General features: G+C 72.0%; 21 protein-coding genes. 9 read left to right on the top strand and 12 right to left on the bottom strand.

Annotated elements, in window-relative coordinates:
- Window positions 1–59 precede the first annotated feature (59 nt).
- The gene (locus SNE206_RS11630; protein ID WP_407913214.1) at window positions 60–614 is read left to right on the top strand and encodes a Uma2 family endonuclease; all 555 of its coding nucleotides are present in this window, start codon (window positions 60–62) and stop codon (window positions 612–614) included.
- A 40-nt stretch (window positions 615–654) separates the two neighbouring features.
- On the opposite strand, the gene SNE206_RS11625 is transcribed toward SNE206_RS11630, so the two are convergent.
- The 8 genes from SNE206_RS11625 to SNE206_RS11590 form a co-directional block, all read right to left on the bottom strand.
- Entirely contained in the window at window positions 655–1,764 is a 1,110-nt protein-coding gene (locus SNE206_RS11625) for a GDSL-type esterase/lipase family protein (protein WP_407913213.1), read from the bottom strand.
- A 207-nt stretch (window positions 1,765–1,971) separates the two neighbouring features.
- The gene (locus tag SNE206_RS11620) at window positions 1,972–3,249 is read right to left on the bottom strand and encodes a thymidine phosphorylase (protein WP_407913212.1); all 1,278 of its coding nucleotides are present in this window, start codon (window positions 3,247–3,249) and stop codon (window positions 1,972–1,974) included.
- Between the two features lie 108 nt (window positions 3,250–3,357).
- Window positions 3,358–3,753 (bottom strand): cytidine deaminase, encoded by a 396-nt coding sequence (locus SNE206_RS11615; protein ID WP_407913211.1) that lies wholly within the window; start codon window positions 3,751–3,753, stop codon window positions 3,358–3,360.
- Window positions 3,750–5,015 (bottom strand): ABC transporter permease, encoded by a 1,266-nt coding sequence (locus SNE206_RS11610; protein WP_407913210.1) that lies wholly within the window; start codon window positions 5,013–5,015, stop codon window positions 3,750–3,752. Before SNE206_RS11610 ends, SNE206_RS11615 begins: the two co-directional genes overlap by 4 nt.
- Window positions 5,012–6,163: an ABC transporter permease gene (locus SNE206_RS11605; RefSeq protein ID WP_407913209.1), complete on the bottom strand. Its 1,152-nt coding sequence runs from the start codon at window positions 6,161–6,163 to the stop codon at window positions 5,012–5,014. Before SNE206_RS11605 ends, SNE206_RS11610 begins: the two co-directional genes overlap by 4 nt.
- A 3-nt stretch (window positions 6,164–6,166) precedes the next feature.
- Complete coding sequence (locus SNE206_RS11600; RefSeq protein ID WP_407913265.1) at window positions 6,167–7,726, bottom strand: ABC transporter ATP-binding protein; 1,560 nt, start codon at window positions 7,724–7,726, stop codon at window positions 6,167–6,169.
- Window positions 7,727–8,053: 327 nt separating this feature from the next.
- Window positions 8,054–9,124 carry a BMP family protein gene (locus SNE206_RS11595; protein WP_407913208.1) on the bottom strand — a complete coding sequence of 357 codons (1,071 nt, stop codon included), beginning with the start codon at window positions 9,122–9,124 and terminating at the stop codon, window positions 8,054–8,056.
- A gap of 293 nt (window positions 9,125–9,417) precedes the next feature.
- Complete coding sequence (locus SNE206_RS11590) at window positions 9,418–10,671, bottom strand: amidohydrolase (RefSeq protein ID WP_407913207.1); 1,254 nt, start codon at window positions 10,669–10,671, stop codon at window positions 9,418–9,420.
- 331 nt (window positions 10,672–11,002) lie between these two features.
- On the opposite strand from SNE206_RS11590, the gene SNE206_RS11585 reads away from it, so the two are divergent.
- The 6 genes from SNE206_RS11585 (at window position 11,003) to SNE206_RS11560 (ending at window position 16,300) form a co-directional block, all read left to right on the top strand.
- Window positions 11,003–11,746, top strand: coding sequence for an SDR family oxidoreductase (locus SNE206_RS11585; protein WP_407913206.1), 744 nt, complete (start codon window positions 11,003–11,005; stop codon window positions 11,744–11,746).
- 135 nt (window positions 11,747–11,881) lie between these two features.
- The gene (locus tag SNE206_RS11580) at window positions 11,882–12,541 is read left to right on the top strand and encodes a 2-oxo-4-hydroxy-4-carboxy-5-ureidoimidazoline decarboxylase (protein ID WP_407913205.1); all 660 of its coding nucleotides are present in this window, start codon (window positions 11,882–11,884) and stop codon (window positions 12,539–12,541) included.
- A gap of 331 nt (window positions 12,542–12,872) precedes the next feature.
- Window positions 12,873–13,250, top strand: coding sequence for a succinate dehydrogenase, cytochrome b556 subunit (gene sdhC / locus SNE206_RS11575; protein ID WP_407913204.1), 378 nt, complete (start codon window positions 12,873–12,875; stop codon window positions 13,248–13,250).
- 6 nt (window positions 13,251–13,256) lie between these two features.
- Window positions 13,257–13,748, top strand: a complete 492-nt coding sequence (gene sdhD / locus SNE206_RS11570) for a succinate dehydrogenase, hydrophobic membrane anchor protein (protein ID WP_405012985.1) — start codon at window positions 13,257–13,259, stop codon at window positions 13,746–13,748.
- Between the two features lie 36 nt (window positions 13,749–13,784).
- Window positions 13,785–15,527, top strand: a complete 1,743-nt coding sequence (gene sdhA / locus SNE206_RS11565; RefSeq protein WP_407913203.1) for a succinate dehydrogenase flavoprotein subunit — start codon at window positions 13,785–13,787, stop codon at window positions 15,525–15,527.
- Window positions 15,527–16,300, top strand: a complete 774-nt coding sequence (locus SNE206_RS11560; RefSeq protein ID WP_407913202.1) for a succinate dehydrogenase iron-sulfur subunit — start codon at window positions 15,527–15,529, stop codon at window positions 16,298–16,300. The genes sdhA and SNE206_RS11560 overlap by 1 nt, the downstream gene beginning before the upstream one ends.
- 67 nt (window positions 16,301–16,367) lie before the next feature.
- On the opposite strand, the gene SNE206_RS11555 is transcribed toward SNE206_RS11560, so the two are convergent.
- On the bottom strand, window positions 16,368–16,634 hold the full coding sequence (locus SNE206_RS11555) for an SCO4848 family membrane protein (protein ID WP_407913201.1): 267 nt from the start codon (window positions 16,632–16,634) through the stop codon (window positions 16,368–16,370).
- Between the two features lie 127 nt (window positions 16,635–16,761).
- Here SNE206_RS11555 and SNE206_RS11550 point away from each other — a divergent pair, with 127 nt between their 5' ends.
- A complete protein-coding gene (locus SNE206_RS11550; protein WP_407913200.1) occupies window positions 16,762–18,048 on the top strand; it encodes a D-alanyl-D-alanine carboxypeptidase family protein in 1,287 nt (428 codons plus the stop codon).
- Between the two features lie 61 nt (window positions 18,049–18,109).
- On the opposite strand, the gene SNE206_RS11545 is transcribed toward SNE206_RS11550, so the two are convergent.
- The 3 genes from SNE206_RS11545 to SNE206_RS11535 form a co-directional block, all read right to left on the bottom strand.
- Window positions 18,110–18,994: a class I SAM-dependent methyltransferase gene (locus SNE206_RS11545; RefSeq protein ID WP_407913199.1), complete on the bottom strand. Its 885-nt coding sequence runs from the start codon at window positions 18,992–18,994 to the stop codon at window positions 18,110–18,112.
- Window positions 18,995–19,143: 149 nt separating this feature from the next.
- Entirely contained in the window at window positions 19,144–20,055 is a 912-nt protein-coding gene (locus SNE206_RS11540) for a YihY/virulence factor BrkB family protein (protein ID WP_407913198.1), read from the bottom strand.
- Between the two features lie 132 nt (window positions 20,056–20,187).
- Window positions 20,188–21,288 (bottom strand): glycosyltransferase family 2 protein, encoded by a 1,101-nt coding sequence (locus SNE206_RS11535; protein WP_407913197.1) that lies wholly within the window; start codon window positions 21,286–21,288, stop codon window positions 20,188–20,190.
- A gap of 419 nt (window positions 21,289–21,707) precedes the next feature.
- Between SNE206_RS11535 and SNE206_RS11530 the strand changes: the two genes are divergently transcribed.
- On the top strand, window positions 21,708–25,256 hold the full coding sequence (locus tag SNE206_RS11530) for a CDP-glycerol glycerophosphotransferase family protein (RefSeq protein ID WP_407913196.1): 3,549 nt from the start codon (window positions 21,708–21,710) through the stop codon (window positions 25,254–25,256).
- The last annotated feature ends 82 nt before the right edge of the window (window positions 25,257–25,338 follow it).

The following is a 25,338-nucleotide window of genomic DNA, read 5'->3' as shown; positions in this document are numbered from 1 at the left end:
GACGGACGGGGCGCGGGAACGGACGGTCCGGTGCCGACCACCGCGGTTACGCTCCGGCCATGAGCATCGATCCGGCCACGTTCGCCCGATTGCGTGAGATCGCCGACCGGCTCCCGCAGGTACCGGGGATAGGGAAGGTGGAGATCGCCAACGGCGAGATCGTCATGATGATGCCGCCGGTCAGACGTCACGAGCTCGCGGTGCTCCGCATCGCCCGGCAACTCAACTCGCAGCTCCCCGAGACCCATCCCGGTCACGTGGCCCACCCCGGCGCCGACCTGGAGGACGCCGGACTGGGCCGCCTCCGCTGCCCGGACCTCATGGTCTTCGCGGAGTCGGCGCTGGAGCGGGAGGAGCCGTCGCTCCTCCCCCACGAGGTGCTGCTGGTCGTCGAGATCGTCTCGAAGTCCAACCCCGAGAACGACTACGAGGGCAAGGTGCGCGACTACGCCGCGATGGGCATCCCGCTCTACCTGCTCGTCGACCCGCGCAAGGGCACCGGCATCGTCCACGACCTGCCCGGCTACACCTCGCGCACCCCGTTCGCCTTCGGCGACACCGTGACGGTCGGCCCCTGGCGGATCGACACCTCCGGTCTGCTGACGTACGCCTGAGCCCCTGCGGCACGACGGGCGCGCCGCAGGGGCCGCACCGTCAGGCCGGGGTGCAGGTGAGGGCGGGGGTGCCCGGGGTGGACGCGGCGGAGACGAGGTAGCCGAAGGCCGTGGTGGCGCCGGCGGCGAGCGTGCCGTTCCACGCGGCGTTGCGGACGGTCGTCCCGTCGGCGGCGAGGGTGCCGCTCCACAGCTGGGTGATCTTCTCGCCGCCGCCGTAGGCGACGCCGACCGTCCACCCGGCGATCGGCGCCGAGCCGTTGTTGCGGACCGTCACCTCGCCCTGGCCGCCGCCCTGCCAGCTGCCGACGGGCTTGAAGGTGGCGGTGCAGCCGCCCATCGGCACGGTCGGGCTCGGCGTGGGCGAGGACGAAGGCGAGGGCGACGGCGACGGGGAGGTGGACGACGACGGGGACGGCGACGGCGAGGACGTGCCGCCGGCGAGCAGCCCGGCGAGCGCCGGGTACCAGCGGTCGGCCATCTTCACGTCGCCGGACGCGTTGGGGTGCACGCCGTCGTAGGTGTCGGTGGCGGTGCTGAATCCCGTCCACTGGTCGACGAGGACGACGGGCGACCGCGTGGTGCTGTGCTCGGCCGCCCAGCCGGGGATCGCCGCGTCGAGCGCCTCGGCCCGCTGGGCGCACTCGGCGCAGGTGCTGGGGTTCATCGGGATGATCTTGGCGACCAGCAGCTTGGTGTCGGGGTTGGCGGCCCGCATCTGGTCGAGCAGGGTGCTGTAGGCGGCGAGGATGGTCGCCGGGGCGATGTTGCTCCAGACGTCGTTCGTGCCGAAGTGCATGAGGACGATGTCGGGCCGGGCGGCGGCGAGCCAGGCCGGCAGCTGGTTCTGCGCGGCGACGTTGGTGACCAGGAAGCCGCCGTGGCCCTCGTTGTCGCCGTCGTACGACACCGAGCAGCCCTGCGGTCCGAGGGTGCCGACGAAGTCGATGTTCGTGTGGCCCGCGGCCTGGAGCTTGTTCCAGAGCAGGGCGCGCCAGCAGCCGGGCGAGCCGGTGATGGAGTCGCCGAGCGGCATGATCCGGACGGGGGCCGCGGCGGCGGCCGAGGCGGTGCCCGCGGGATGGGCGACGGCGAGGGCGAGGAGCAGGGACCATAAGACAAGGACGGCGCCGAGCACGTTCTTCTTCATCGATGACCTCCAGCAGGGTGGGCCGGTGGGAAGGGGTGCGCGCCGCCACGAATCCGTGGGAGCGCTCCCACTCACGGCTCCACGGCGGCGCGCACGCCTATGAACCCACCCCCGTCCGCGAACCGTCAAGACATGTGCACGACCACGGCCGGTCACGGCCGCGCCCCCGTACACCTGCCGGTGCACGGGGGCGCGGAGCGCGCGGGGTCAGGCGATGCGGTCGAGCACGATCGGGGCCGGCGTGAACGCCGTTCCGGCCGGCGCCACGCCGATGCCGTCCTTCAGCGCCTCGATCGCGTAGTCGAAGCGCTCGGGGGTGTCGGTGTGCAGGGTGAGCAGCGGCTGCCCGGCGGTCACGGTGTCGCCCGGCTTGGCGTGCATCTCGACGCCCGCGCCGGCCTGCACCGGGTCTTCCTTGCGGGCGCGGCCCGCGCCGAGGCGCCAGGCGCAGACGCCGACGGCGTACGCGTCGAGCTCGGTGAGCACGCCGGAGGCGGGCGCGGTGACCACGTGCTGCTCGCGGGCGACCGGCAGCGGGGCGTCCACGTCGCCGCCCTGGGCGCTGATCATGCGGCGCCAGTGGTCCATCGCGGATCCGTCGCGCAGGGCGTCGGCCGGGTCCTTGCCGCGCACGCCGGCCGCGTCGAGCATCTCGCGGGCGAGCGCCAGGGTGAGCTCGACGACGTCCGCCGGGCCGCCGCCGGCGAGCACCTCGACCGACTCCCGGACCTCCAGGGCGTTGCCCGCGGTGAGGCCGAGCGGGGTCGACATGTCGGTGAGCAGGGCCACGGTGTTGACGCCCGCGGCCTTGCCGAGGCCGACCATCGTGCGGGCGAGCTCCTGGGCGTCGGCGAGGTTCTTCATGAACGCGCCGGAGCCGACCTTGACGTCCAGGACGAGCGCGCCGGTGCCCTCGGCGATCTTCTTGGACATGATCGACGAGGCGATCAGCGGGATCGCCTCGACGGTGCCGGTGACGTCGCGCAGGGCGTAGAGCTTCTTGTCCGCGGGGGCGAGGCCGTCGCCCGCCGCGCAGATGACGGCTCCGGCGTCGCGCAGGGTCCGCATCATCTCGTCGTTGGAGAGCAGGGCGCGCCAGCCGGGGATCGACTCCAGCTTGTCGAGGGTGCCGCCGGTGTGGCCGAGGCCGCGGCCGGAGAGCTGCGGGACGGCGGCGCCGCAGGCGGCGACCAGCGGGGCGAGCGGCAGGGTGATCTTGTCGCCGACACCGCCGGTGGAGTGCTTGTCGGAGGTGGGCACGCCCAGGGCGGAGAAGTCCATGCGGACGCCCGAGCGGATCATCGCGTCCGTCCAGCGGCTGATCTCGCGGAGGTTCATGCCGTTCAGCAGGATCGCCATGGCCAGCGCCGACATCTGCTCGTCGGCGACCTCGCCGCGGGTGTAGGCGTCGATCACCCAGTCGATCTGGGAGTCGGTCAGTTCACCGCGGTCGCGCTTGGTCCGGATGACGGAGGGGGCGTCCATGGGATCTCCAAGAGGGTGTGGCAGGTGCGGGAGAGAAGCGAAGAGTGCCGCGGCGGGCCCTGGTCAGGGGCCCTCCGCGACACTCTACGCGCGTAACAAGAAGAGCTGCTAGAGCCGCTCCGGCCCGAAGGCGTCCGGCAGGACCTCGTCCATGGTCTTCACCCCGGACGGCAGGTCCACCAGCAGTCCGGGCCCGCCGTGCTCGTACAGCAGCTGCCGGCAGCGGCCGCACGGCATCAGCAGCTCGCCCGCACCGTCGCAGCAGGTGAAGGCCGTCAGCCGGCCGCCGCCGCCCGCGTGCAGCGCGGAGACCAGGCCGCACTCGGCGCACAGGCCGAGTCCGTACGAGGCGTTCTCCACGTTGCAGCCGGTGACGATCCGGCCGTCGTCGACCAGGGCCGCCGCCCCCACGGGGAACTTGCTGTACGGCGCGTAGGCCTGGGCCATGGCCGTCCGGGCGGCGGCCCGGAGCGCCTCCCAGTCGGGTGCGGGCGCGGTGGTCACTTGCCCTCGCCCTTGCGGTAGATCTGGCCGTCCGCCTTGGGCATCCGCAGCCGTTGCGCGGCGAGCGACAGCACGACGAGCGTGATGACGTACGGCGTCGCGACGATGAGCGGGCGCTCCACCGAGTCGGTGGTGGCGTACCAGAGGCCGAGGCCGCCGCCGACCACCAGGCTGATGACCGCGGTGGTGTACTTCCGGCGGTAGCCGTGCCACATGGCCAGCAGGCCCATGGCGATGGCCATGACGAGCAGCAGCACGTGCACGTTGTCGGCGTCGCGCAGCTGGAGGCTGTCGGTGAAGCCGAACAGGCCGGCGCCGACGGCGAGGCCGCCCGGCATCCAGTTGCCGAAGATCATCGCCGCGAGGCCGATGAAGCCGCGGCCCTGCGTCTGGCCGTCCTTGTAGAAGTGCGCCGCGACCAGCGAGAGGTACGCGCCGGCGAGACCGGCGAACGCGCCCGAGCAGATGACCGCGTAGTACTTGTACTTGTAGACGTTGACGCCCAGCGACTCGGCGGCCGTCGGGTTCTCGCCGCACGACCGCAGCCGCAGGCCGAAGACCGTGCGCCAGAGCAGGAAGTAGCTGGCGACGATCAGCACGGCGGCGATCACGATGACCACGGACAGGTTGGTGACCAGACCGCCGAGGATGCCGGCCACGTCGGACACCAGGAACCAGTGGTGGGTCTCGACGTCCTTGAGGAAGGTCGACAGCCCGGGGATCGTGATGCTCGGCAGCGAGTCGGCCGGGGGCGACTGGTTGGCCCCGGCGCCGTCGGCGACGTAGTCCTTGTAGTAGATCCGGTTGACGTAGGCGCAGATGCCGGGGATCAGCAGGTTGATGCCGACGCCGGAGACGATGTGGTCGACGCCGAAGGTCACGGTCACCAGGGCGTGCAGCAGACCGCCCAGCGCGCCGCCCGCCATGCCGGCCAGCAGGCCGGCCCACGGGTTGACCAGGAAGCCCACCCAGGCACCGCAGAAGGTGCCGGCGACCATCATGCCTTCGAGGCCGATGTTGACCACGCCGGCCCGCTCCGACCACAGACCGCCGAGACCGGCCATCGCGATCGGGACGGCGGAGCCGAGGGCGGCGCTGATCTGGCCCGACGCGGTCAGGCCGTGGTTGCCGGTCGCCGCACCGACGGCGGAGACCAGCACGAGGGCCCCGGCGATCAGCAGCAGCACGACCGGCCAGGTGATACGGGACTTCTTCGCGGGGGCGCCCGGCGTCTTCGGCCGGGCGGCGGTGGCGGTGCTCACGCGGCAACCTCCTTGTTGGCGGCGGCCGCGGCCTGCGCGGCGAGCTCGGCGCCGACCTTCTGCTGCTGGCGCTTCAGGCCGTAGCGGCGCACCAGCTCGTAGGCGACGACGACGCAGATGACGATGGTGCCCTGCATGACCTGGACGATCTCCTGGGGGTAGTCGCCCTGCAGCGGGAGCTGCGTGCCGGCGACGTCCAGGAAGGCGAAGAGCAGCGCCGAGAAGGCGATGCCGATCGGGCTGTTGCGGCCGAGCAGGGCGACGGAGATGCCGATGAAGCCCAGGTTGAGCTGGATGCTCTGACCGAAGTAGAAGGAGCTCTGCAACAGCTCCGGGATGCCGATCAGGCCGGCCAGTGCACCGGAGACCGCCATGCTGGTGATCACCATGCGCCGGACGTTGACGCCGGAGGCCTTGGCCGCGCTCTCGGAGCGGCCGGTGGCCCGCAGGTCGAAGCCGAAGCGGGTGCGGGTCAGGGTGAACTGGAACACCACGCCGATCAGCACCGCGACGAAGATGAAGCCCCAGAGCGTGCCGCCGGCCGTCTCGATCGAGAAGAAGTGGCTGGACTGCGAGATCGGTTCGGTCTGGATCGCGTTGGCGTTGGCGCTCTTCGACGGGGCGAACCGGCCCGGGATGAGGAGCAGGCCGACGACCGCCGTCGCGATGGCGTTCAGCATGATGGTCGAGATGACCTCGCTGACGCCGCGGTAGACCTTCAGCAGGCCGGCGATGCTCGCCCACAGACCGCCGACGACCATGGCGGTCACCAGCAGCAGCGGGATCTGCAGGATCGCCGGGAGGTCGACCTGGCTGCCGACGAACGCGGCGAAGAGCACACCGAGGCGGTACTGCCCCTCGACGCCGATGTTGAAGAGGTTCATCCGGAAGCCGAACGCGGCCGCGCAGCCGGCGATGTAGTACACCGTGGCGCGGTTCAGGGTCAGCACCTGGCCGTCCGAGGCGGTGCCGTACCGGATCATCACGTCCCAGGCGTCGAACGGGTCCTTGCCCGAGATCGCCAGCAGGGTCGAGCAGATCACCACGGACAGCAGTACGGCCAGTACGGGCGCGGCGAGGCCGAGAACGATCTTCTCGCCGTCGAAGCGGTCGGTGAACGAGCGCTTGGCGGGGGTGGGACTGGTCATGGGTTACTCCCCCGCCTGGTCGTCGTCGGCGGTGTCGGTGGGCTCGGCCTGGGCACCGGCGTTCCCGGCGGAGGCGTCCGGGACGTCCTCGGCCTGCCGGCCCTCGGCGGCGAGCGCCCGGTCCCCGGCGACGGCCCCGGGCTCGGACTCGATGTGGCCGCGGGCGGCACCGGTCATCGCGGTGCCGAGGTCCTCGGCGGTGACGGTGGCCGGGTCGGCGTCCGCGACCAGACGGCCGCGGTAGATCACCCGGATGGTGTCGGAGAGGCCGATCAGCTCGTCCAGGTCGGCGGAGATCAGCAGCACGGCGAGGCCCTCGCGCTGGGCGCCGCGGATCTGCTCCCAGATCTGGGCCTGGGCGCCGACGTCCACACCGCGGGTGGGGTGGGCGGCGACCAGGAGCTTGGGCTTGTGGCTCATCTCGCGGCCGATGATCAGCTTCTGCTGGTTGCCGCCGGAGAGGGAGGCCGCGGTGACCTCGATGCCGGGGGTGCGGACGTCGTACTCCTCGACGATCCGCTGGGTGTCCTTGCGGGCGCCCGCGGGGTCGAGCAGCACGCCCTTGGAGTTGGGCGGCTCGGTCACGTGGCCCAGGACGCGGTTCTCCCAGAGCGGCGCCTCCAGCAGCAGGCCGTGCCGGTGCCGGTCCTCGGGGATGTAGCCGATGCCGGCCTCGCGGCGGGCGCGGGTGAGCTGCCGGGTCACGTCGACGCCGTCGAGGCTGACGGCACCCCCGTCGAGCGGCAGCATGCCCATGATGGCCTCGACGAGCTCGGCCTGGCCGTTGCCCTCGACGCCGGCGATGCCGAGGATCTCGCCCTTGCGGATGCGCAGCGAGATGTCGTCGAGGACGACGCGCTCGATGCCCTCGGCGTCGGTCTTGGCGATGCGCAGGCCGTCGACGCGGAGCATCTCGGTGTCGGTGACGGTCGACTCGCGGCTCTCCGGGGAGGGCAGCTCGGCGCCGACCATGAGCTCGGCGAGCTGCCGGGCGGTGACGGTCTTCGGGTCGGCGTCGCCGACCGTGGTGCCGCGGCGGATGACGCTGATCGCGTCGGCGACCGCGAGCACCTCGTGCAGCTTGTGCGAGATGAAGATGACGGTGACGCCCTCCGCCTTCAGCTCCCGGAGGTTGCCGAAGAGCGCGTCCACCTCCTGCGGCACGAGGACGGCGGTGGGCTCGTCGAGGATCAGGGTGGTGGCGCCGCGGTAGAGGACCTTGAGGATCTCGACGCGCTGCCGGTCGGCGACGCCGAGGTCCTCGACCATGGCGTCCGGGCGCACGCCCAGGCCGTACTGGTCGGAGAGCTCCTGGATCTTCGCCTTGGCCTTCGCTCCTATGCCGTGGAGCTTCTCGCCGCCGAGAACGATGTTCTCCCAGACGGTGAGGTAGTCGGCGAGCATGAAGTGCTGGTGCACCATGCCGATGCCGAGGGCGATGGCGTCGGCGGGGGTGTTGAGCTGGACCTGCTTGCCGTTGACGGCGATGGTGCCCTCGTCCGGCTTCTGCATGCCGTAGAGGATCTTCATCAGGGTGGACTTGCCGGCGCCGTTCTCGCCCATGAGGGCGTGCACGGTGCCGCGTCGCACGGTGATGTCGATGTCGTGGTTGGCCACGACGCCGGGGAAGCGCTTGGTGATGCCGCGCAGTTCGACGGCCGGTGTCGCCGTCCCCGCGCTGGGGGTGCCGCCCTCGTCGAGGGCGGGGTCGGAAGCGGTGATGGCGAGCTCCTGTGGTCGTCGTGCGCACCGTTGCGCCGGAGTGCCGGTATCGGGGGTGGAACGGGTGAGGCCCGGCGGGGCGCGTCGTACGCGCCCCGCCGGGCCCTCCGGTGCTGTCGTCGGCCCCGGTGTCACCGCCGGGCAGTGGCGGTGCTCAGGGGCGCCGGATCAGCTCTCCGGGGTGGTGGGGATCTTGGTGGCGCCGGAGGTGATCTGCTGGGTGGCGGCGTCCAGCTTGGGCTGGATGTCCTTCAGGAACCCGCCGGTCTGCGAGAGCGAGACGCCCTCGGACTTGAGGTCGAAGTTCTTGACGCCGGTCAGCGGGTTGCCTTCCTTGTACGCCTTGATGTAGTCGAAGACCGCGACGTTCACGTTCTTGACCATCGAGGTGAGGATGCTCGCCTCGTACTTCTTCAGCGCGGGCTGCTTGGCCTGGTCGGAGTCGACGCCGATGGCCCACTTGCCCTTGCTGCCGGCGATGGCCTCGATGGCGCCGTTGCCGGAGGAGCCGGCCGCGCTGTAGATGACGTCCGCGCCCTTGTCGAGCTGGCCCAGGGCGGCTTCCTTGCCCTTGCCCGGGTCGTTGAAGCCGCTGAAGTCCGGCGGGGTGGTGAGGTACGTGGTCTCGACGACGATGCTCGGGTCGACGGACTTGGCGCCCGCCTTGTAGCCGGCCTCGAACTTCTTGATCAGCTCGGACTGCACGCCGCCGATGAAGCCGATGTGCTTGGCCTTGCTCTTGGAGGCGGCGGCGACACCGGCGAGGTACGAGCCCTCCTGCTCCGAGAAGGTCAGCGAGGTGACGTTCGACGGCTGCGTGTCGGACGCCGAGTCGATGATCGCGAACTTGACGTTCGGGTTGTCCTTGGCGACCTTCTCGACGGCGGCCTGGTAGACGAAGCCGACGGCGATGACCGGGTTGAAGCCGGCGCCGACCAGGGACTTGAGGCGGGCCTCCTTGTCGGCCTCGGCCTCACCGGTCTTGGCCTCGGCCTCGGTGACCTGGACACCCAGCTCGTCCTTGGCCTGGTCGAGGCCACGGGCGGCGGAGTCGTTGAACGACTGGTCGCCACGGCCGCCGATGTCGTAGGCCATGCCGACCTTGACGCCGGAGGCGCCGGAGGCGCCCGAGGCGCCGGGGGTGGGGTTGTCGGTGCTCTTTGCGCCGCAAGCGGCGAGCGAGGCAATGCTCAGGGAACCCGAGAGCACGACCGCGGCGAGCTTCAGTGAACGGCGCAAGGGAGTATCTCCTTCTCACACACCCGTATGGCGTGGTCGAGCGCCACCGTAACGCGCGTAGAACACGGTTGTGTTACGGGCTGCGGGGGCATTCGGGTTGTTACCAAAACGTGGTCATCCGCCCGGTCGGAGCCGGACGGACCGCCACCCTTCGTCCAACACGAAGTCACGGCCGGGGGTATCGGGTGTCCACCCTACGCCCGACCGGCCCCGGGGTACGGAAGCCGCGCCTTCCGGGGTCCGTTCGGACACGCCTGACACCCGCACGGCCCTGCCGTCCGCGGCGGGGCGGGTCAGACCCGGCCGTGTTCCAGGGCCAGCGCGCAGAAAAGCTCCACGCCGACGGCGATCGCCCGCTCGTCCACGTCGAACCGGCCCTGGTGGAGGTCGCGGACCCCCTTCTCGTGCGGCCCGCGGACCCCGAGCCGGGCCAGCGCGCCCGGCGCGTGCTCCAGGTACCAGGAGAAGTCCTCGCCGCCGAGGCTCTGCTCGGTGTCCTCGACCACCGGGCCGCCGCCGTCCGCGAAGCGCGCGGTCATCGCCCGCTCCAGCTGGGCGATCGAGACCTGCTCGTTGACCACCGGCGGCACCCCGCGGTGGTAGTCGAGGGTCCACTTCGCCCGGTGGGTCTCGGCGATCCGGGCGATGAGCTCGTCCAGCACCTCGGGCGCCTCCCGCCAGCCGTCCAGCTCCAGGCAGCGCACGGTGCCCTCCAGCTCGGCGTGCTGCGGGATGGCGTTGGGCGCGGAGCCGGCCGCGATCCGGCCGAAGACCAGGCTCACGCCCCAGCGCGGATCCATCCGGCGGCCGAGCGCGGCGGGCAGGTCGGCCGCCATCCGGGCGACCGCGGTGACGAGGTCGGTGGTCAGGTGCGGACGGGCGGTGTGGCCGCCGGGGCCGTCCAGGGCCAGCAGCAGCCGGTCGCACGCCGAGGTGATCGCGCCGACCTTCAGCCCGACCCGGCCGACCTCGACCTTCGGGTCGCAGTGCACCGCGAAGATCCGGCCGACGCCCTCCATGCCGCCCGCCTTGATCACGTCGAGCGCACCGCCCGGCATGACCTCCTCGGCGGGCTGGAAGATCAGCCGCACCGGCTGCCGCAGCTCTCCCGTCCGGGCGGCCTCCGCCAGCACCAGGGCGGTGCCCAGCACGACCGCGGTGTGCACGTCGTGCCCGCAGGCGTGCGCCCGCCCGGGCAGGGTCGAGCGGTACGGCACGTCGGTCTTCGCGTCGTCGATGGGCAGCGCGTCGATGTCGGCCCGGAAGGCCAGCACCGGCGTGCCCGCGGGGGTGCCCGGCGGCACGATGTCGACGGTCATCCCGGTGCCGCCCGGCAGCACCCGGGGCTGCAGCCCCGCCCCGGTCAGCCGCTCCCCCAGCAGCCGCGTCGTCCGGAACTCCTGCCGGCCCAGTTCGGGGTGCCGGTGGAGGTCACGGCGGAAGGCGATCAGCTCGGCCTCGTGGGCCCGTACGCGGGCGCGGAGGTCCGGGCCGGGGCGGACGGCGGTGGCGAGGGCGGCCCGATCGGCGGGCTGAGGATCGTTCACCTCAACAAGAGTAGGCCGGTGGAGGGGATTTGGCCCGCCTTCCCACGAAGTCGTGGCCCGATCGGTGCATGGCGGCCGTCCGACTGGGTATGACATTCCGATTCAGCCGCCTTCCCCGGTGGTCCCTGCCCAGTGCAACGACTCCTGCCCCCGGCGGACACGGCGGCCCGCTCCCGGCGACGCCGACACGCCGTCAGCGGCGCCCCCTCCCGGCACCCTCTCCCGGCACCTCCTCCCGGCGCGGCGCCGCACCGCCGGACGTGCCCGCGGGCCGCGTACGACCGGTTGAGATGATCGGAGCCGCAGACCGGACTTCTCCCTGGGAGTGGCAATGACCGAGCAGAAGGTGGCCGTCGTCACCGGCGCCAGCAGCGGGATCGGTGCCGCGACGGCACGACGCCTCGCCGCCGACGGATTCGACGTGGTGGTGACCGCACGCCGCACCGACCGGATCGAGGCGCTCGCCAAGGAGATCGGCGGCCGGGCCCACACCCTGGACGTCACCGACCGGGCCGCCGTCGACGCCTTCGCCGCCGGGATCGGCCGGGTCGACGTCCTGGTCAACAACGCCGGCGGGGCGATCGGCGCCGAGAGCGTGGAGCACGGCGACCCGGCCGACTGGCGGGCGATGTACGAGGTGAACGTCATCGGCGTGCTGCACGTGACGCAGGCGCTGCTGCCCGCGCTGCGCGCGACCGGCGACGGCACCGTGCTGGTGCTCTCCTCGACGGCGGCGTTCGCCGCGTACGAGGGCGGCGGCGGCTACGTCGCCGCCAAGCACGCCGCGCACAGCGTCGCGGCGACGCTGCGGCTGGAGCTGTGCGGCGAGCCCGTCCGGGTGATCGAGATCGCGCCCGGCATGGTGCGGTCCGAGGGCTTCGCGGTGACCCGCTTCCGCGGCGACGAGGACAAGGCGGCGGCGGTCTACGCGGGTGTCGCCGAGCCGCTGACCTCTGAGGACATCGCGGACACCGTCTCCTGGGCGGTCACCCGGCCGTCGCACGTCAACATCGACCTGCTCGTCGTCCGGCCGCGCGCCCAGGCCGCGAACCACAAGGTGCACCGCGAGCTCTGACCTGCCCGGTCACAGGGGAGGGAGCTGTCGAAAAGGTGTCAACGTCACAACTTGATAGCTCGTTCGAGTGAATTCCGCGCGCTCCCTCCCCAACTGATGAGTACTCAACTACCTTGATGGCGCTGCACGGGCGACATGTCCGACGCCCGGCTCGTCCCGCTTTGCCCCGGTACGTCGCGCAACCTCCCAGCACCTACCTTTCGTCTCTGGAGCATCCCCCCTTCCTGCCCTCACAAGGAGGATCCGCTGACCAGTGACATCCCATCGCAGCGCCTCGACGCCGCGACGGATCCGTCCCTGCTCGGGCTGCACCGCTTCAACGAGGCCGACACCGGCGCGGCCGAAGAAGCCCTGCTCGCCTGCTGCGGAAGCCATCGGTGGGCCCTGCGCCTCACGGCCCACCGGCCCTACCCCGACATAGAGTCCCTCCTGGCAGCCGCCAGCGAGGCGTCCTACGACCTCCGCCCCGCCGACCTCGCCGAGGCCCTGGCGGACGAGAGCTGGATGCCGCAGCCCCTGCTCGGCATGCGCGCGCCGGGCAGCCAGGCCGCGCACACCGCCCTCAGGGCCGCCCACGCCGCCTACGAGGCCAGGTTCGGCCACGTCTTCGTGGTCTGCCTGGAGGGGGTGGCGCCGGAGGAGATGCTCGACACCGTCCTCAGCTCCATCCGCACCCGGCTCGCCAACGACCGGGACGAGGAACGACTCGTCGCGGCCGACGAGCTCCGCCGGATCGCCCTGGTCCGGCTCTCGCACCTGGTCTCCCGGCACTCCGCGGAGGCCGCCGCCCACTAGGCACCTCCCGCCGGGCAGGATCCGAGCCCGCGCACCCCGACGCCCGCACCCGGCCCGGCCGCCCGGTGCGGGCATCGGCTTTCCCGCACACGCCCGCCTTCGCCCGGCGACCGGCGACCGGCGACCGGCGACCGGGAGCGACATCCGGTGACGCTCCGTGCCGGTTCCCCTCCGGATTAGGCCGTGCGTGCCTGATTGATCACACCTGCGCCCCCCGGAGGCCGGGGGGCACCGGGCGTCGATAGGATGCCAGCGGCCGGTGGACCGTACCCGGCCGGGCTGACCGACACCGAAGCCGGCCGAGCCCCCAATCGCTTCCGGAGGGTTTTCCGTGCCGGCTGGAACGCTGTACCGCGGCCGGGAAGGCATGTGGAGCTGGGTGGCTCACCGAGTCACCGGCGTCCTCATCTTCTTCTTCCTGTTCGCCCACGTCCTCGACACCGCACTCGTGCGCGTGTCCCCGCAGGCGTACGACACCGTCATCGAGACGTACAAGACGCCCCTCGTGAACCTGATGGAGTACGGCCTCACCGCCGCCATCCTGTTCCACGCACTGAACGGCCTGAGGGTCGTCGCCGTCGACTTCTGGTCGAAGGGCGCGAAGTACCAGAAGCAGATGCTCTGGTCCGTCGTCGGCGTCTGGGTCGTCCTGCTGGCAGGCGCCTTCTACCCCATCCTGCAGCACACTCTTCGCACGTGGTTCGGGTGATCCGCAATGGCTTCTGACACCACCGACCGTCTGGTCGTCCCGTCCGTGCACGCCCACACGGGCCAGGGCCTGGGCACCGGCAACCCCGCCGACGCGTTCGTCGTCGAGCCGGCCCGCACCCGCACCAAGCGGTCGCCGCGCCGCACCCGCACCAACTTCGAGATGCTCGCGTGGCTGTTCATGCGTCTCTCGGGCGTGGTGCTGGTCGTCCTGATCCTCGGCCACCTGCTGATCATGCTGGTGCTCGACGGCGGCGTCTCCAAGATCGGCTTCGCCTTCGTGGCCGGCCGCTGGGCCTCGCCGTTCTGGCAGGGCTGGGACCTGCTGATGCTGTGGCTCGCCATGCTCCACGGCTCCAACGGCATGCGAACCGTCATCAACGACTACGCCGAGAAGGACAGTACTCGTCTCTGGCTGAAGACCCTGATGGGCGTCGCCACGGTGTTCACCGTGCTGCTCGGCACCCTGGTGATCTTCACCTTCGACCCGAACATCTAGTCGGTATCGAACTCAAGGACGAGGCGACACATCCCCATGCAGATTCACCAGTACGACACCGTCATCGTCGGCGCCGGCGGCGCAGGCATGCGCGCGGCGATCGAGTCGACGCAGCGCAGCCGCACCGCGGTGCTGACCAAGCTCTACCCCACCCGGTCCCACACCGGCGCGGCCCAGGGCGGCATGTGCGCCGCCCTCGCCAACGTCGAGGAGGACAACTGGGAGTGGCACACCTTCGACACGGTCAAGGGCGGTGACTACCTGGTCGACCAGGACGCCGCCGAGATCATGTGCAAGGAGGCCATCGACGCCGTCCTCGACCTGGAGAAGATGGGTCTCCCCTTCTCCCGGACCGACCAGGGCCGCATCGACCAGCGCCGCTTCGGCGGTCACTCGCGCAACCACGGCGAGGCGCCCGTCCGCCGCTCGTGCTACGCGGCCGACCGCACCGGTCACATGATCCTCCAGACGCTGTTCCAGAACTGCGTCAAGCACGGTGTCGAGTTCTTCAACGAGTACTACGTCCTCGACCTGCTGATGAACGAGGGCAGGACCGCCGGCGTCGTCGCCTACGAGCTCGCCACCGGCGAGATCCACATCTTCCAGGCCAAGGCCGTGGTGTTCGCCTCCGGCGGCACCGGCAAGATGTTCAAGGTCACCTCGAACGCCCACACCCTCACCGGTGACGGCCAGGCCGTGGCGTACCGCCGGGGCCTGCCGCTGGAGGACATGGAGTTCTTCCAGTTCCACCCGACGGGCATCTGGCGCATGGGCATCCTCCTCACCGAGGGCGCCCGCGGCGAGGGCGGCATCCTCCGCAACAAGGACGGCGAGCGCTTCATGGAGCGCTACGCGCCCGTCATGAAGGACCTCGCCTCCCGCGACGTCTGTTCGCGCGCCATCTACAGCGAGATCCGCGAAGGCCGCGGCTGCGGCCCGGACGGCGACCACGTCTACCTGGACCTCACGCACCTCCCGCCGGAGCAGCTCGACGCCAAGCTGCCCGACATCACGGAGTTCGCGCGCACCTACCTCGGCATCGAGCCCTACACGGACCCGATCCCGATCCAGCCCACCGCGCACTACGGCATGGGCGGCATCCCGACCAACGTCGAGGGCGAGGTGCTGAGGAACAACACCGACGTCGTCCCCGGCCTGTACGCCGCCGGCGAGGTCGCCTGCGTCTCCGTGCACGGCGCCAACCGCCTGGGCACCAACTCGCTGCTGGACATCAACGTGTTCGGCCGCCGCGCGGGCCTCGCCGCCGCCGAGTACGCCGCGAACAACGAGTTCGTGCCGCTGCCGGAGAACGCCGAGGCGCTCGTCCAGAACCTGGTCGACGGCCTCCGCGAGTCGACCGGCACCGAGTCCGTCGCGCAGATCCGCAAGGAGCTGCAGGAGTCCATGGACGCCAACGCGTCCGTGTACCGCACCGGCGACACCCTCAAGCAGGCCGTCGCCGACATCGCCCTGCTGCGCGAGCGGTACAAGAGCGTCTCCATCCAGGACAAGGGCTCGCGGTTCAACACCGACCTGCTGGAGGCCGTCGAGCTGGGCAACCTGCTCGACCTGGCCGAGGTGCTGGTCGTCTCCGCGCTCGCCCGCGAGGAGTCGCGCGGCGGCCACTACCGCGAGGACTTCCCGACCCGCGACGACGTGAAGTTCATGCAGCACACCATGGCGTACCAGGAGGTTGCCGCGGACGGCACCACCTCGATCCGCCTCGACTACAAGCCGGTCGTGCAGACCCGCTACCAGCCGATGGAGCGTAAGTACTGATGAGCACTCCGACCGTGGAGAAGCACTCGGCCGCTCTCGACGCGGCAGAAGCGGGCGCCACCGCGCTGATCACCGTCACCCTCCGGATCCGCCGGTTCAACCCGGAGGAGCACCCGGACCCGGTGTGGGTCGACTACCAGCTGGAGATGGATCCGAAGGAGCGCGTCCTCGACGCCCTCAACAAGATCAAGTGGGAGCAGGACGGCACCCTGACCTACCGCCGTTCCTGTGCGCACGGCATCTGCGGCTCCGACGCGATGCGCATCAACGGCCGCAACCGGCTGGCCTGCAAGACCCTGATCAAGGACGTCAACCCCGAGAAGCCGATCACCGTCGAGGCCATCAAGGGCCTCGCGGTCCTCAAGGACCTGATCGTCGACATGGACCCGTTCTTCCAGGCGTACAAGGACGTCATGCCGTTCCTGATCACCAACGGGAACGACCCGACGCGTGAGCGCCTGCAGTCCCAGGAGGACCGCGAGCGGTTCGACGACACCACCAAGTGCATCCTGTGCGCCGCGTGCACGTCGTCCTGCCCGGTGTTCTGGAACGACGGCCAGTACTTCGGCCCGGCCGCGATCGTCAACGCGCACCGCTTCATCTTCGACTCGCGCGACGAGGGTGCGGAGCAGCGGCTGGAGATCCTCAACGACCGTGAGGGCGTGTGGCGCTGCCGCACCACCTTCAACTGCTCGGAGGCCTGCCCGCGCGGCATCGAGGTCACCAAGGCCATCGCCGAGGTGAAGCGCGCGCTGGTCACCCGTCGCTTCTGACGCTTCGGCAGCAACGCCCGAGGGCCCGTCCGGTACCGACCGGACGGGCCCTCGGGCGTTGTGCGGCTCAGGCCTCCGAGGCGGCGCCTGCGGCACCGGAACGGGCCCGCAGGCTGCGGACGCCGACGGCGCCGACCAGCACGCCCAGCAGCAGCGAGGTGACGGCGAGCACCAGGTGCACCCAGAAGAACGCGGTCGGCCGGGAGTGGTCACCGTCGAGGAACGCCTGCCCGCCGGAGTCCTTCCAGAGGTTCTTGACGAAGGTCGTCCAGATGATCAGGGACCACACGCCGAAGGCGGTGAGGAACCAGGAGGTACGGCGGCTGAGCGTCATCGGGCATTCCTTCGCGGACGTCGGGTGCTGCCCGTCCAGTATGCGCGGCCCGGGTGGGCGCACCCGTTCGGGGGGAGTTGGACGGTGGCCGGGCGGCGCGGCCCCGCGCCGCGGGTACGTTCCCCCCATGCTGATGACCCGTCACCTCGCGTCCCGGTGCACCGTCGCGGCCGCCGCCGGCCTGATCGGCCTCGCCCCGGCCGCCGCCGCGGCCCGTTCCCAGTCCGCCGGCGAGGTGGTGGGCGGCGAGCGGCTGGGCCGGTCCGGCGTGCAGGTCGCGCCGCAGTCGGGGGCTCCGGCCCTGCCGGGCGGCCTGTCCGGCCGTTCCTGGGTCGTCGCGGACGGCACCACCGGCGATGTCCTGGCCTCCTACAACGCGCACCTGCAGCTGCCGCCGGCGTCGACCCTGAAGATGCTGTTCGCCGACACGGTGCTGCCCAAGCTCGACCGCGGCACCGTGCACCGGGTCGCCCCCGAGGAGCTCACGGGGCTCGGCGCGGGCAGCAGCCTGGTGGGCATCAAGGAGGACCTCGACTACACGGTGGAGGACCTCTGGCGGGGCGTCTTCCTCAGTTCCGGCAACGACGCGGTGCGGGTGCTCGCCCACATGAACGGCGGGATCGACCGCACGGTCGCGCAGATGCAGGCCCGGGCGGAGTCCCTGCAGGCCCGCGACACGCAGGTGGTCACCCCGGACGGCTACGACCAGGACGGCCAGCTCTCCTCGGCGTACGACCTCACGCTGTTCGCCCGGGCCGGGCTGCGCAACGCGGACTTCCGGGCGTACTGCTCCACCGTCGACGCGCAGTTCCCCGGCGCGGTGGACCGGGACACCGGGCAGCGCGGCAGCTTCGGGATCGCCAACACCGACCGGCTGCTCGGCAAGTACGAGGGCCTCATCGGCGTGAAGAACGGCTACACCACGAACGCCGGCTCGACCTTCACCGGGGCGGCGGAGCGGGACGGCCGGCTGCTGATCGTCACCGTCATGCACCCCGCGACGTACCAGAAGGTGTACGACGAGACGGCGGCCCTGCTGGACTGGGGCTTCGCCGCGGCGGACCGGGTCTCGCCGGTGGGCGAGCTGGCCGAGGACACCTCGGCCGTGGCCGCACCACCGTCGGCGGCGGCGCAGCCCGCCCCGGTGCCGGACACGGCCGGGCCGGCGGCGCCCGGCCCGCAGCACTCCGTCCCGGCGGCCCCGCCGCAGCCCGCTCCGCCCGTGGCGGCCGGACCGGGGCGCGAGCCGGCCGGCCGGCGGGGCGGCGCGGCCGGACTGATCGCCGGCGGACTCTGTGCGGCCGCCGGGGTGATGGCGCTGCTGCGGCTGCGCCGGCGGCGGGCCGCCCGGCCTTCGCTGGGGCCGGCGCTGCGGCGGTGGCCGGGTACTGGAGGGTCGGTGCGTCGGCGCTGAGCACCCGGACGGTCCCGCCGCGGCGGGGCCGTCCGTCGGGGGAGGCCGCCGGAGGGCGCCGTCAGTGGGGCCCGCGGGCCCGGGCGGCGCGGAGCGCGCGGCGGGCGGCGCGGGTGGCGATGGGCGGCAGCACGTCGAGGGCGATGCGGCGGGCCGTGGAGCGGTGCGGCACGGTCCGGCCGGCCGCGGCCGCGCGGGCGGCGGGCTGCGGGCCGTCCCAGGCGAGCCGGTGGCAGGTGTGGCCGGCGATCATCTCGTCGTCCATCCGGAAGCCCTCGCCGCGCCAGTCGCGGGCGAGCAGGTCGGCCTGGACGGCCTCGGCGTCGCCCCAGGTGCCGTAGAACTTCTCCGGGGTGAGGCAGACCGGCTTGAGGCCGAGCACGAAGACCGCCTCCCAGACGGCGGCGGCCACGCCGGGGGTGTGGGCGGCGCGGTAGTCGTCGAGGGCGATCACGCCGTCCTTGGCGAGGACGTCGCGGGCCACGAGGATGTCGCCCGCGACGTGCTCGTAGAGGTGCGAGGCGTCGACGTGGACGAAGCGGCAGGAGCCGGCGGGGATGCGGCCGTCGGCGAGCACCGAGGTGGGTGCCTGGACGACGGTGGGCAGCTCGGGGTGGAACGCGAGGTAGTTGGCCTCGAAGGCGGTCCGGGTGAGGGTCCTGCGGTACGACATCGCCATCTCGGCCGAGTTGTCGTCGTCCGGCGCGTCGGAGTCGAAGAGGTCGCAGACGGTGAACCGCTCGCCGGGCCGCAGGTGGCTGCCGAGCAGGATGGCGCTGCGGCCGAGGTAGGCGCCGAGCTCCAGCAGGTCACCGGTGGTGCCGGCGGCGGTCTGGCGGTCCAGGAGCCAGCTGAAGACGTCCTGGTCAGCCTTCCAGAACCACCCCGGGACGTCGTCCGGCGTACGCGGGACGGGGGTGGCTGCGGCGGTGTCGACGCTGGTCACGAGGCGCTCCTGGGGGGCTGCGGAGAGGGGTTCACGGTGCGGAGCCACCGACGGCGGGGGTGTGCCGTCGCCCCTGCACCGGATGAGATCCGGATGAGAAGTAGGCGTGATCCTAGTCACAACCGATTGTGCCCGACAGAGCGCTGTCGTCACTTCTCGACGGACGCCTCGATCAGCCGCCTGCCCTGCTCACGGGTGCGCTCCCGGGCGGCGGCGGGGTGGTCCAGGGCCGTCCAGGCGGCGCAGTAGAGCAGGAGCCGGGCGACGAAGTCGATCCACAGAAGAAGGGCGACGGGTACGCCGAACGCGCCGTAGAGGCTCCGTCCGGCGACCGAGCCGAGGTACGAGGAGAGCAGCACCTTGAGGATCTCGAAGCCGACCGCGCCGATCAGCGCGCCCTCGGCGACGGCGCGCCGCCGCTGCCCGGTGATCCGCGGGAAGGGCGCCAGCAGGTAGGCGAAGAGGAGGAGGTCGGCGGCGACGGCGATGACGAAGCCGGCCAGCGTCAGCAGGACCCGGCCGGGCGCACCGGTCAGGCCGATCGCGTCGGCGAGCCGGCGGGCCAGGGTGGTGGCGCCCGCGGAGGCGGCGAGCGAGAGGAGGCAGACCACGCCGAGGCCGGCCAGGACGACGCAGTCCCAGGCCTTGCGCAGGACGGCGTTGCCGGGCACCTCGGGCAGCCGCCAGACGGTGCGGACCGCGCCGCGCATCGTCTCGACCCAGCCGAGGCCGGAGATCAGCAGCAGGACGCCGCTGATGACGCCGACGGTGGCGGCGTTGGCGACCAGGGAGTCGAGGTCGAGGGAGTCGGCGAGGCCGGCCGCCTGCTCCTCGATCTTCTTCTGGAGCTCGTCCACGCGGGCGTCGGTGAGTGTCGCGGCGGCGATCGCGAGCGCCACGGTGAGCAGCGGGAACAGCGCCAGGAAACCGAAGAACGTGACCGAGCCGGCCAGCCGGTTCCCCTGGGTGTCGGTGAAGAGCACGTACGCCCGCCAGGCGCGGCTCCGCATCAGGCGGGCCGCGATCGGCCCGATCACCGGGAGCCGGACGAGGAAATCCACGGGCAAGTCCCCCGTATCACCTGGAAGAGCGATGGACCGCTCCTGTATACCGCGGGGTCGGCGTCACGCCAGGGCGCCGCACGGCGCGGCGTCCGGGCGACCCCTGGGCGGCCCAGGGCGGCCGGCGGGACGTCAGGAGGCCGGGTCGGAGACCGTGTTCTCCTGGCGGGCCCGGTCGGGCTGCTGGGGCGGGGTGACGTCGCGGACGGCGGCCGGGGGGCGGACCCGCCGTGCGGCCCGGCCGGCGAGCTGGCGCGTCCGGGCGAGCGCACGGACGCTCTGGTAGGTGAGGTAGCGGCCGTGGCTGAGCAGTTCGGTACGGACGCCCTCGGCGCCGGCGGCCGGGCGGTAGCCGGCGGGGCGGAGCCGGGCGCAGTGCTCGGCGGCGCGGCGGAAGAACTCCCGGCGGTCGCCGGGCGGCACCCGGTCGGGCCGGCTGACGACCGTGTTGAGGTGGTGCACCATGCGGCCGAAGACCACGGGCCGCCAGCGGTCGAGGGCGGGGCGGCGGTCGAGGAAGGCGAAGACCAGGTCGTACTGGTCGAAGATGTCGAAGTGCTTGCGGCTGACGGTCGCGAGTATGTTGCCGCCCTGCTTGCGCTGGCGGTAGTGAAGGCCGACCAGGTCGAGCATGGTGATCCGGCCCGCGGCGAGCAGCGCCGGGAAGGTCCACGGCGTGTCCTCGTAGTACCCGGCGGGGAAGGTGAGGCCCTCGGCGTCGATCCAGTCCCGGCGGTAGGCCTTGTTCCAGACGACCATCAGCAGGTCGAGGAGGTCGGGGCGGTCGTCGAGGTCGAAGACGTCCGGGCCCGGGCGGGCGAAGACCGGGGCGGAGGCGGAGCGCACGACGCGGCCGTCCCAGTAGGTGCGGGCGTAGTCGTAGACGAGGACGTCCGGGTCGGCGCAGGCCGACAGGCGGGCCTCGACGGCCTCCAGCATGCCGGGCGTCAGGGTGTCGTCGCTGTCGAGGAAGATCACGTAGTCGCCGGTGGCGACGGCGAGGCCCGCGTTGCGGGCGCGGCCGAGGCCGACGTTGTCCACGAGGTGCAGCACGCGGACGCGCGGGTCGCGTTCGGCCACCGCGTCGAGGATCGCCGCGCAGCCGTCGGGCGAACGGTCGTCGACGGCGATCAGCTCGAAGTCCGCGCACGACTGTGCGAGCACCGAGTCGAGACACTCGGCCAGGTACTCCTCGACCTGGTACACGGGGACGATCACACTGAAGCGGGGCATTTGCAGCTCATTCTAAGGGGGCGCTCAGCCGACCGTGATCTCCGGACGTCAGGGGACCGGTGACCGGCGCTCGGCCAGCGGCAGACTAGCCGCCGCAGCCGGGAGAGCGCATCCCCCACCGGCCGCGGGCCGGAGCGGACGTGGTCGTACCATGCGGCCGGCACCGGACGGGCGCCCCGTGCCGGAGACCTGCGCGGGCGCGTCCCGCCCGCGCCCCGGGCAGCAGGGCGGGAAGGTGCGCGGCGCCCCGCCTCCCCGGGCCGCCGGACGCGCCTCCCGGCCCGCGGGAACGCCTCCCGCCGGTGCCGTTCCGCGTCGGAGCGGGACCGGGGGCGCGCGGGCGGCGGACGGTAGGATCTCCGTACATCTGTGCCGATTCACCCGCGGCCGGCGCCCCCGATGAAAGGCCCGCAACCCCGATGGCCCCTCGACTGTCCGTCGTCGTCCCGATCTACAACGTCGAGCGCTACCTCGAGGAATGCCTCGACTCCATCGCGGCCCAGACCTTCACGGACCTGGAGTGCGTGATGGTCGACGACGGCTCCAAGGACGGCAGCGCCGCGATCGCCGAGGCGTACGCCGCCAAGGACTCCCGCTTCCGGCTCGTCCGGCAGGAGAACAAGGGCCTCGGCGCGGCCCGCAACACCGGTTACCGCCACATCGCCGACGGCACGGAGTTCCTCGCGTTCGTCGACAGCGACGACACCCTGCCGCCCAGCGCGTACGAGCTGATGATCGGCACCCTCGACGAGACCGGCTCGGACTTCTGCACCGGCAACGTGCAGCGCTTCCGCGCCGTCGGCTACTACCAGTCGGGCGGGCACCGCAAGCCGTTCCGGGAGACCCGGCTGCGGACGCACATCACCGAGATCCCCAGCCTGGTCACCGACCGCACCGCCTGGAACAAGGTCTACCGGCGCAGCTTCTTCGACGGCGCGGGCGTCCTCTACCCCGAGGGCATCCTCTACGAGGACGCCCCCGTCAGCGTGCCGCACCACTACCTCGCCACCAGTGTCGACGTGCTCTCCGAGCCGATCTACCACTGGCGCGAGCGCGAGGTCGGCGAGATGTCGATCACGCAGATGAAGACCAACCCCAAGGGCCTCGTCGACCGGGTCACCTCGATGGAGCTCGTCCGGGCCTGGCTGCTGAAGCAGACCGACCCGAAGTTCAAGCGCTACCTGCGCACCTACGACGAGAACAACCTCGTCGAGGAGATCCCGATGTTCTTCTGGTCCGTCCTCGACGGCGACAAGCCGTACCGGGACGCCTACCAGGAGTGCGTGGGCCGGCTGCTGCGGGCCATCGGGCCGGAGCAGATCCGCAAGCTGCGGGCGCCGCTGCGGCTCAAGTACCACCTGACCCTGCAGGGCCGGATGGACGAGTTCGTCGAGCAGCTGAGCTTCGAGAAGGACAGCAACGGCGCCGCCCCGGCCCGCGGCCTGCTCCGCGCCTACGCCGACTACCCGTTCCTGCGCGGCGGCCGCAGGAGCGTGCCCGCCGACGTGCTGCGCCTCGACAACGCGCTCGTCATGCGCAGCCGCCTCTACGAGTCCGCGTGGGAGGACGGCCGGCTGCGGCTGACCGGGCACGCCTTCCCCGAGCACCTGGGCGTGGAGAACCGCTCCGACATGGTGCGGGTGCTGGTGCTGCGCGAGGCCAAGGGCCGCCGGGTGCTGGCCGTGCCCGCCAAGGCGCAGTTCGCCCCGGAGGCGACCGCCAGCTCCCCGCACGACCTGTACAGCTGCGACTGGGCGGGCTTCTCCGCCGTGATCGACCCGAAGCGGCTCAAGCACCGCGGCAACTGGCGCGAGGGCTCCTGGCGGGTGCTCGTGGCCGGTGTCGGCAAGGGCGGCGTGTACAAGGGCCGGATCTCCGGCGGCTGGAGCGACAGCGCCGAGTACCTGCCCACCCACTGGGTCGAGCAGGACGTCCGCGTCGTGCCGTGGCTCAAGGACAACCACGTCAACCTGCGCGTCGAGAAGGTGCGGGCGAGGGTCTCGGCCGTCACCGCCGAGCGGGGCCGCGTCACCCTCACCGGCCGGGCCGTCTCCGGCCTGGACCTCGCCGGGGCGCAGCTGCGGCTGCTGCACGTCGAGTCCGACCGCGACCTCCTCTTCCCGCTGGAGCTGACCGCGCCCGTCGGCCGTGAGGTGCCGTTCACCGCGACGTTCCCGGTGGCGGACCTGACCGCCGTCCGCGAGGCCTGGGACGCCCTCGACCCGCTCTCCGCCGAGCGCCTGCGCGACCGCTGGGACACCGAGCTGCGGCTCGCCGACGGCACCACCGTGCCCGTCGTCCTCGACGACCGCGAGCACCCCGAGCAGCTCGACCTGCCGATCGAGGCGGACACCCGGGCGCTGTACACGAAGGCCTCCCCCAGCGGGTACCTGCAGTTCAACGACCAGGTGCTGCAGCCCGTGATCGACGAGATCACCGCCGCCTCCGGCACCGAGGGCTTCCTGATCAGCGGCTCCTTCCCGCTCGCCGGCACGCACCGCTACGAGCTGGTGATCCGCCACAACTGGCGCGAGGAGGAGCACCGCTACCCGGTCGAGATCACCGACGGCCGGTTCCGCGCCGCCCTGCCGGCCGTCCCCACCGCCTCCTTCGCCGGCGACGTGCCGCTCGCCAAGGGCACCTGGGAGGTCTACTTCCGCCCGGACGGCGCCGACGCCGACGCGTTCTGGCCGACCGCGCTGCTCGCCACCGCGTGCCACACCGCGCTGCCGCTGGAGGTCGAGGCCCGCGGCAAGCGGATCACCCTGGAGCGCCGCGACTTCGACCGGCTCTCGCTGGAGTCGCACCAGGACCTCCTGCCGGAGGAGCGCAGCGGTTACGGCCAGCGCCGGCTCCGCAAGGGGTTCCCGGACCTCCAGTCCCGGCCGCTGACCGACACCGTGCTGTACATCGGCCCGCTCGGCAGCCGGTACGCGGACTCGGCCCGGGCGATCCACGAGGAGCTCGTGCGCCGCGGGGCTCCGCTGCGTCACCTGTGGACCTCCGAGGACATGCAGGCCGACCTCCCGCAGACCACGGAGCCGGTGCGCCAGTGGAGCCCGGAGTGGTTCGAGGCGCTCGCCACCGCGCGGTACGTGGTGACCGGCACGCACCTGCCGGAGTTCTTCACCCGCCGCGACGGCCAGACCGTGCTGCAGACCTGGCACGGCACGCCGCTGAAGCGGATCGGGCACGACTTCGAGAAGATCTGGTTCACCGACGCGGAGTACCTGAAGCACCTCGACCGGGAGGTGCCGCACTGGAGCCTGCTGGTCTCGCCGAACCGGTACTCCACGACCGCGCTGCGGCGTGCCTTCCGCTACGAGGGCGAGGTCGTCGAGTCCGGCTACCCGCGCAACGACGTGCTCTTCGCGGCCGACCGCGAGAAGACCGCGGAGCGGGTGCGCGAGCGCCTCGGCCTGCCCGAGGGCAAGAAGGTGGTGCTGTACGCGCCGACGTTCCGCGAGGACCGGCGGCGCCCGCAGGGCGGCTACCAGTTCGACCTGCGGCTCGACCTGGCCGCCGCCCGGGAGGCGCTCGGCGACGACCAGGTGCTGCTGGTCCGCACGCACGACATGGTGTGCGGGCAGGTCGCGGACGCCGGCAACGGCTACGTCTGGGACGTCTCCACCTACCCCGACGCGGCGGAGCTGCTGCTGGTCGCCGACGTCCTCGTCACCGACTACTCCTCGGTGATGTTCGACTTCGCGAACACCGGCCGGCCGATCCTCTTCTTCACGTACGACCTGGAGCACTACCGCGACAACCTGCGCGGTTTCAGCTTCGACTTCGAGGCCTCGGCGCCCGGTCCGCTGCTGGCCACCTCGGAGGCCCTGGTCGAGGCCCTCGGGCGGGTCGACCGGGTCACGGCGGAGCACGCCGACGCGTACGCCGCGTTCCGCGAGGTGTACGGCGACCTCGACGACGGCCGGGCCGCGGCGCGCGTCGCCGACGCGCTGCTGGGCTGAGCACGGCCGGCGGCCGGGGGCGGGTGATCCCCCCGGCCGCCGGTTCGGGCTCGACGCATCCGCTCCTCCCTGGGGAAATTCG

This window comes from Kitasatospora sp. NE20-6 (assembly GCF_045862635.1).
This window is presented reverse-complemented; position numbering and strand designations above follow the sequence as displayed.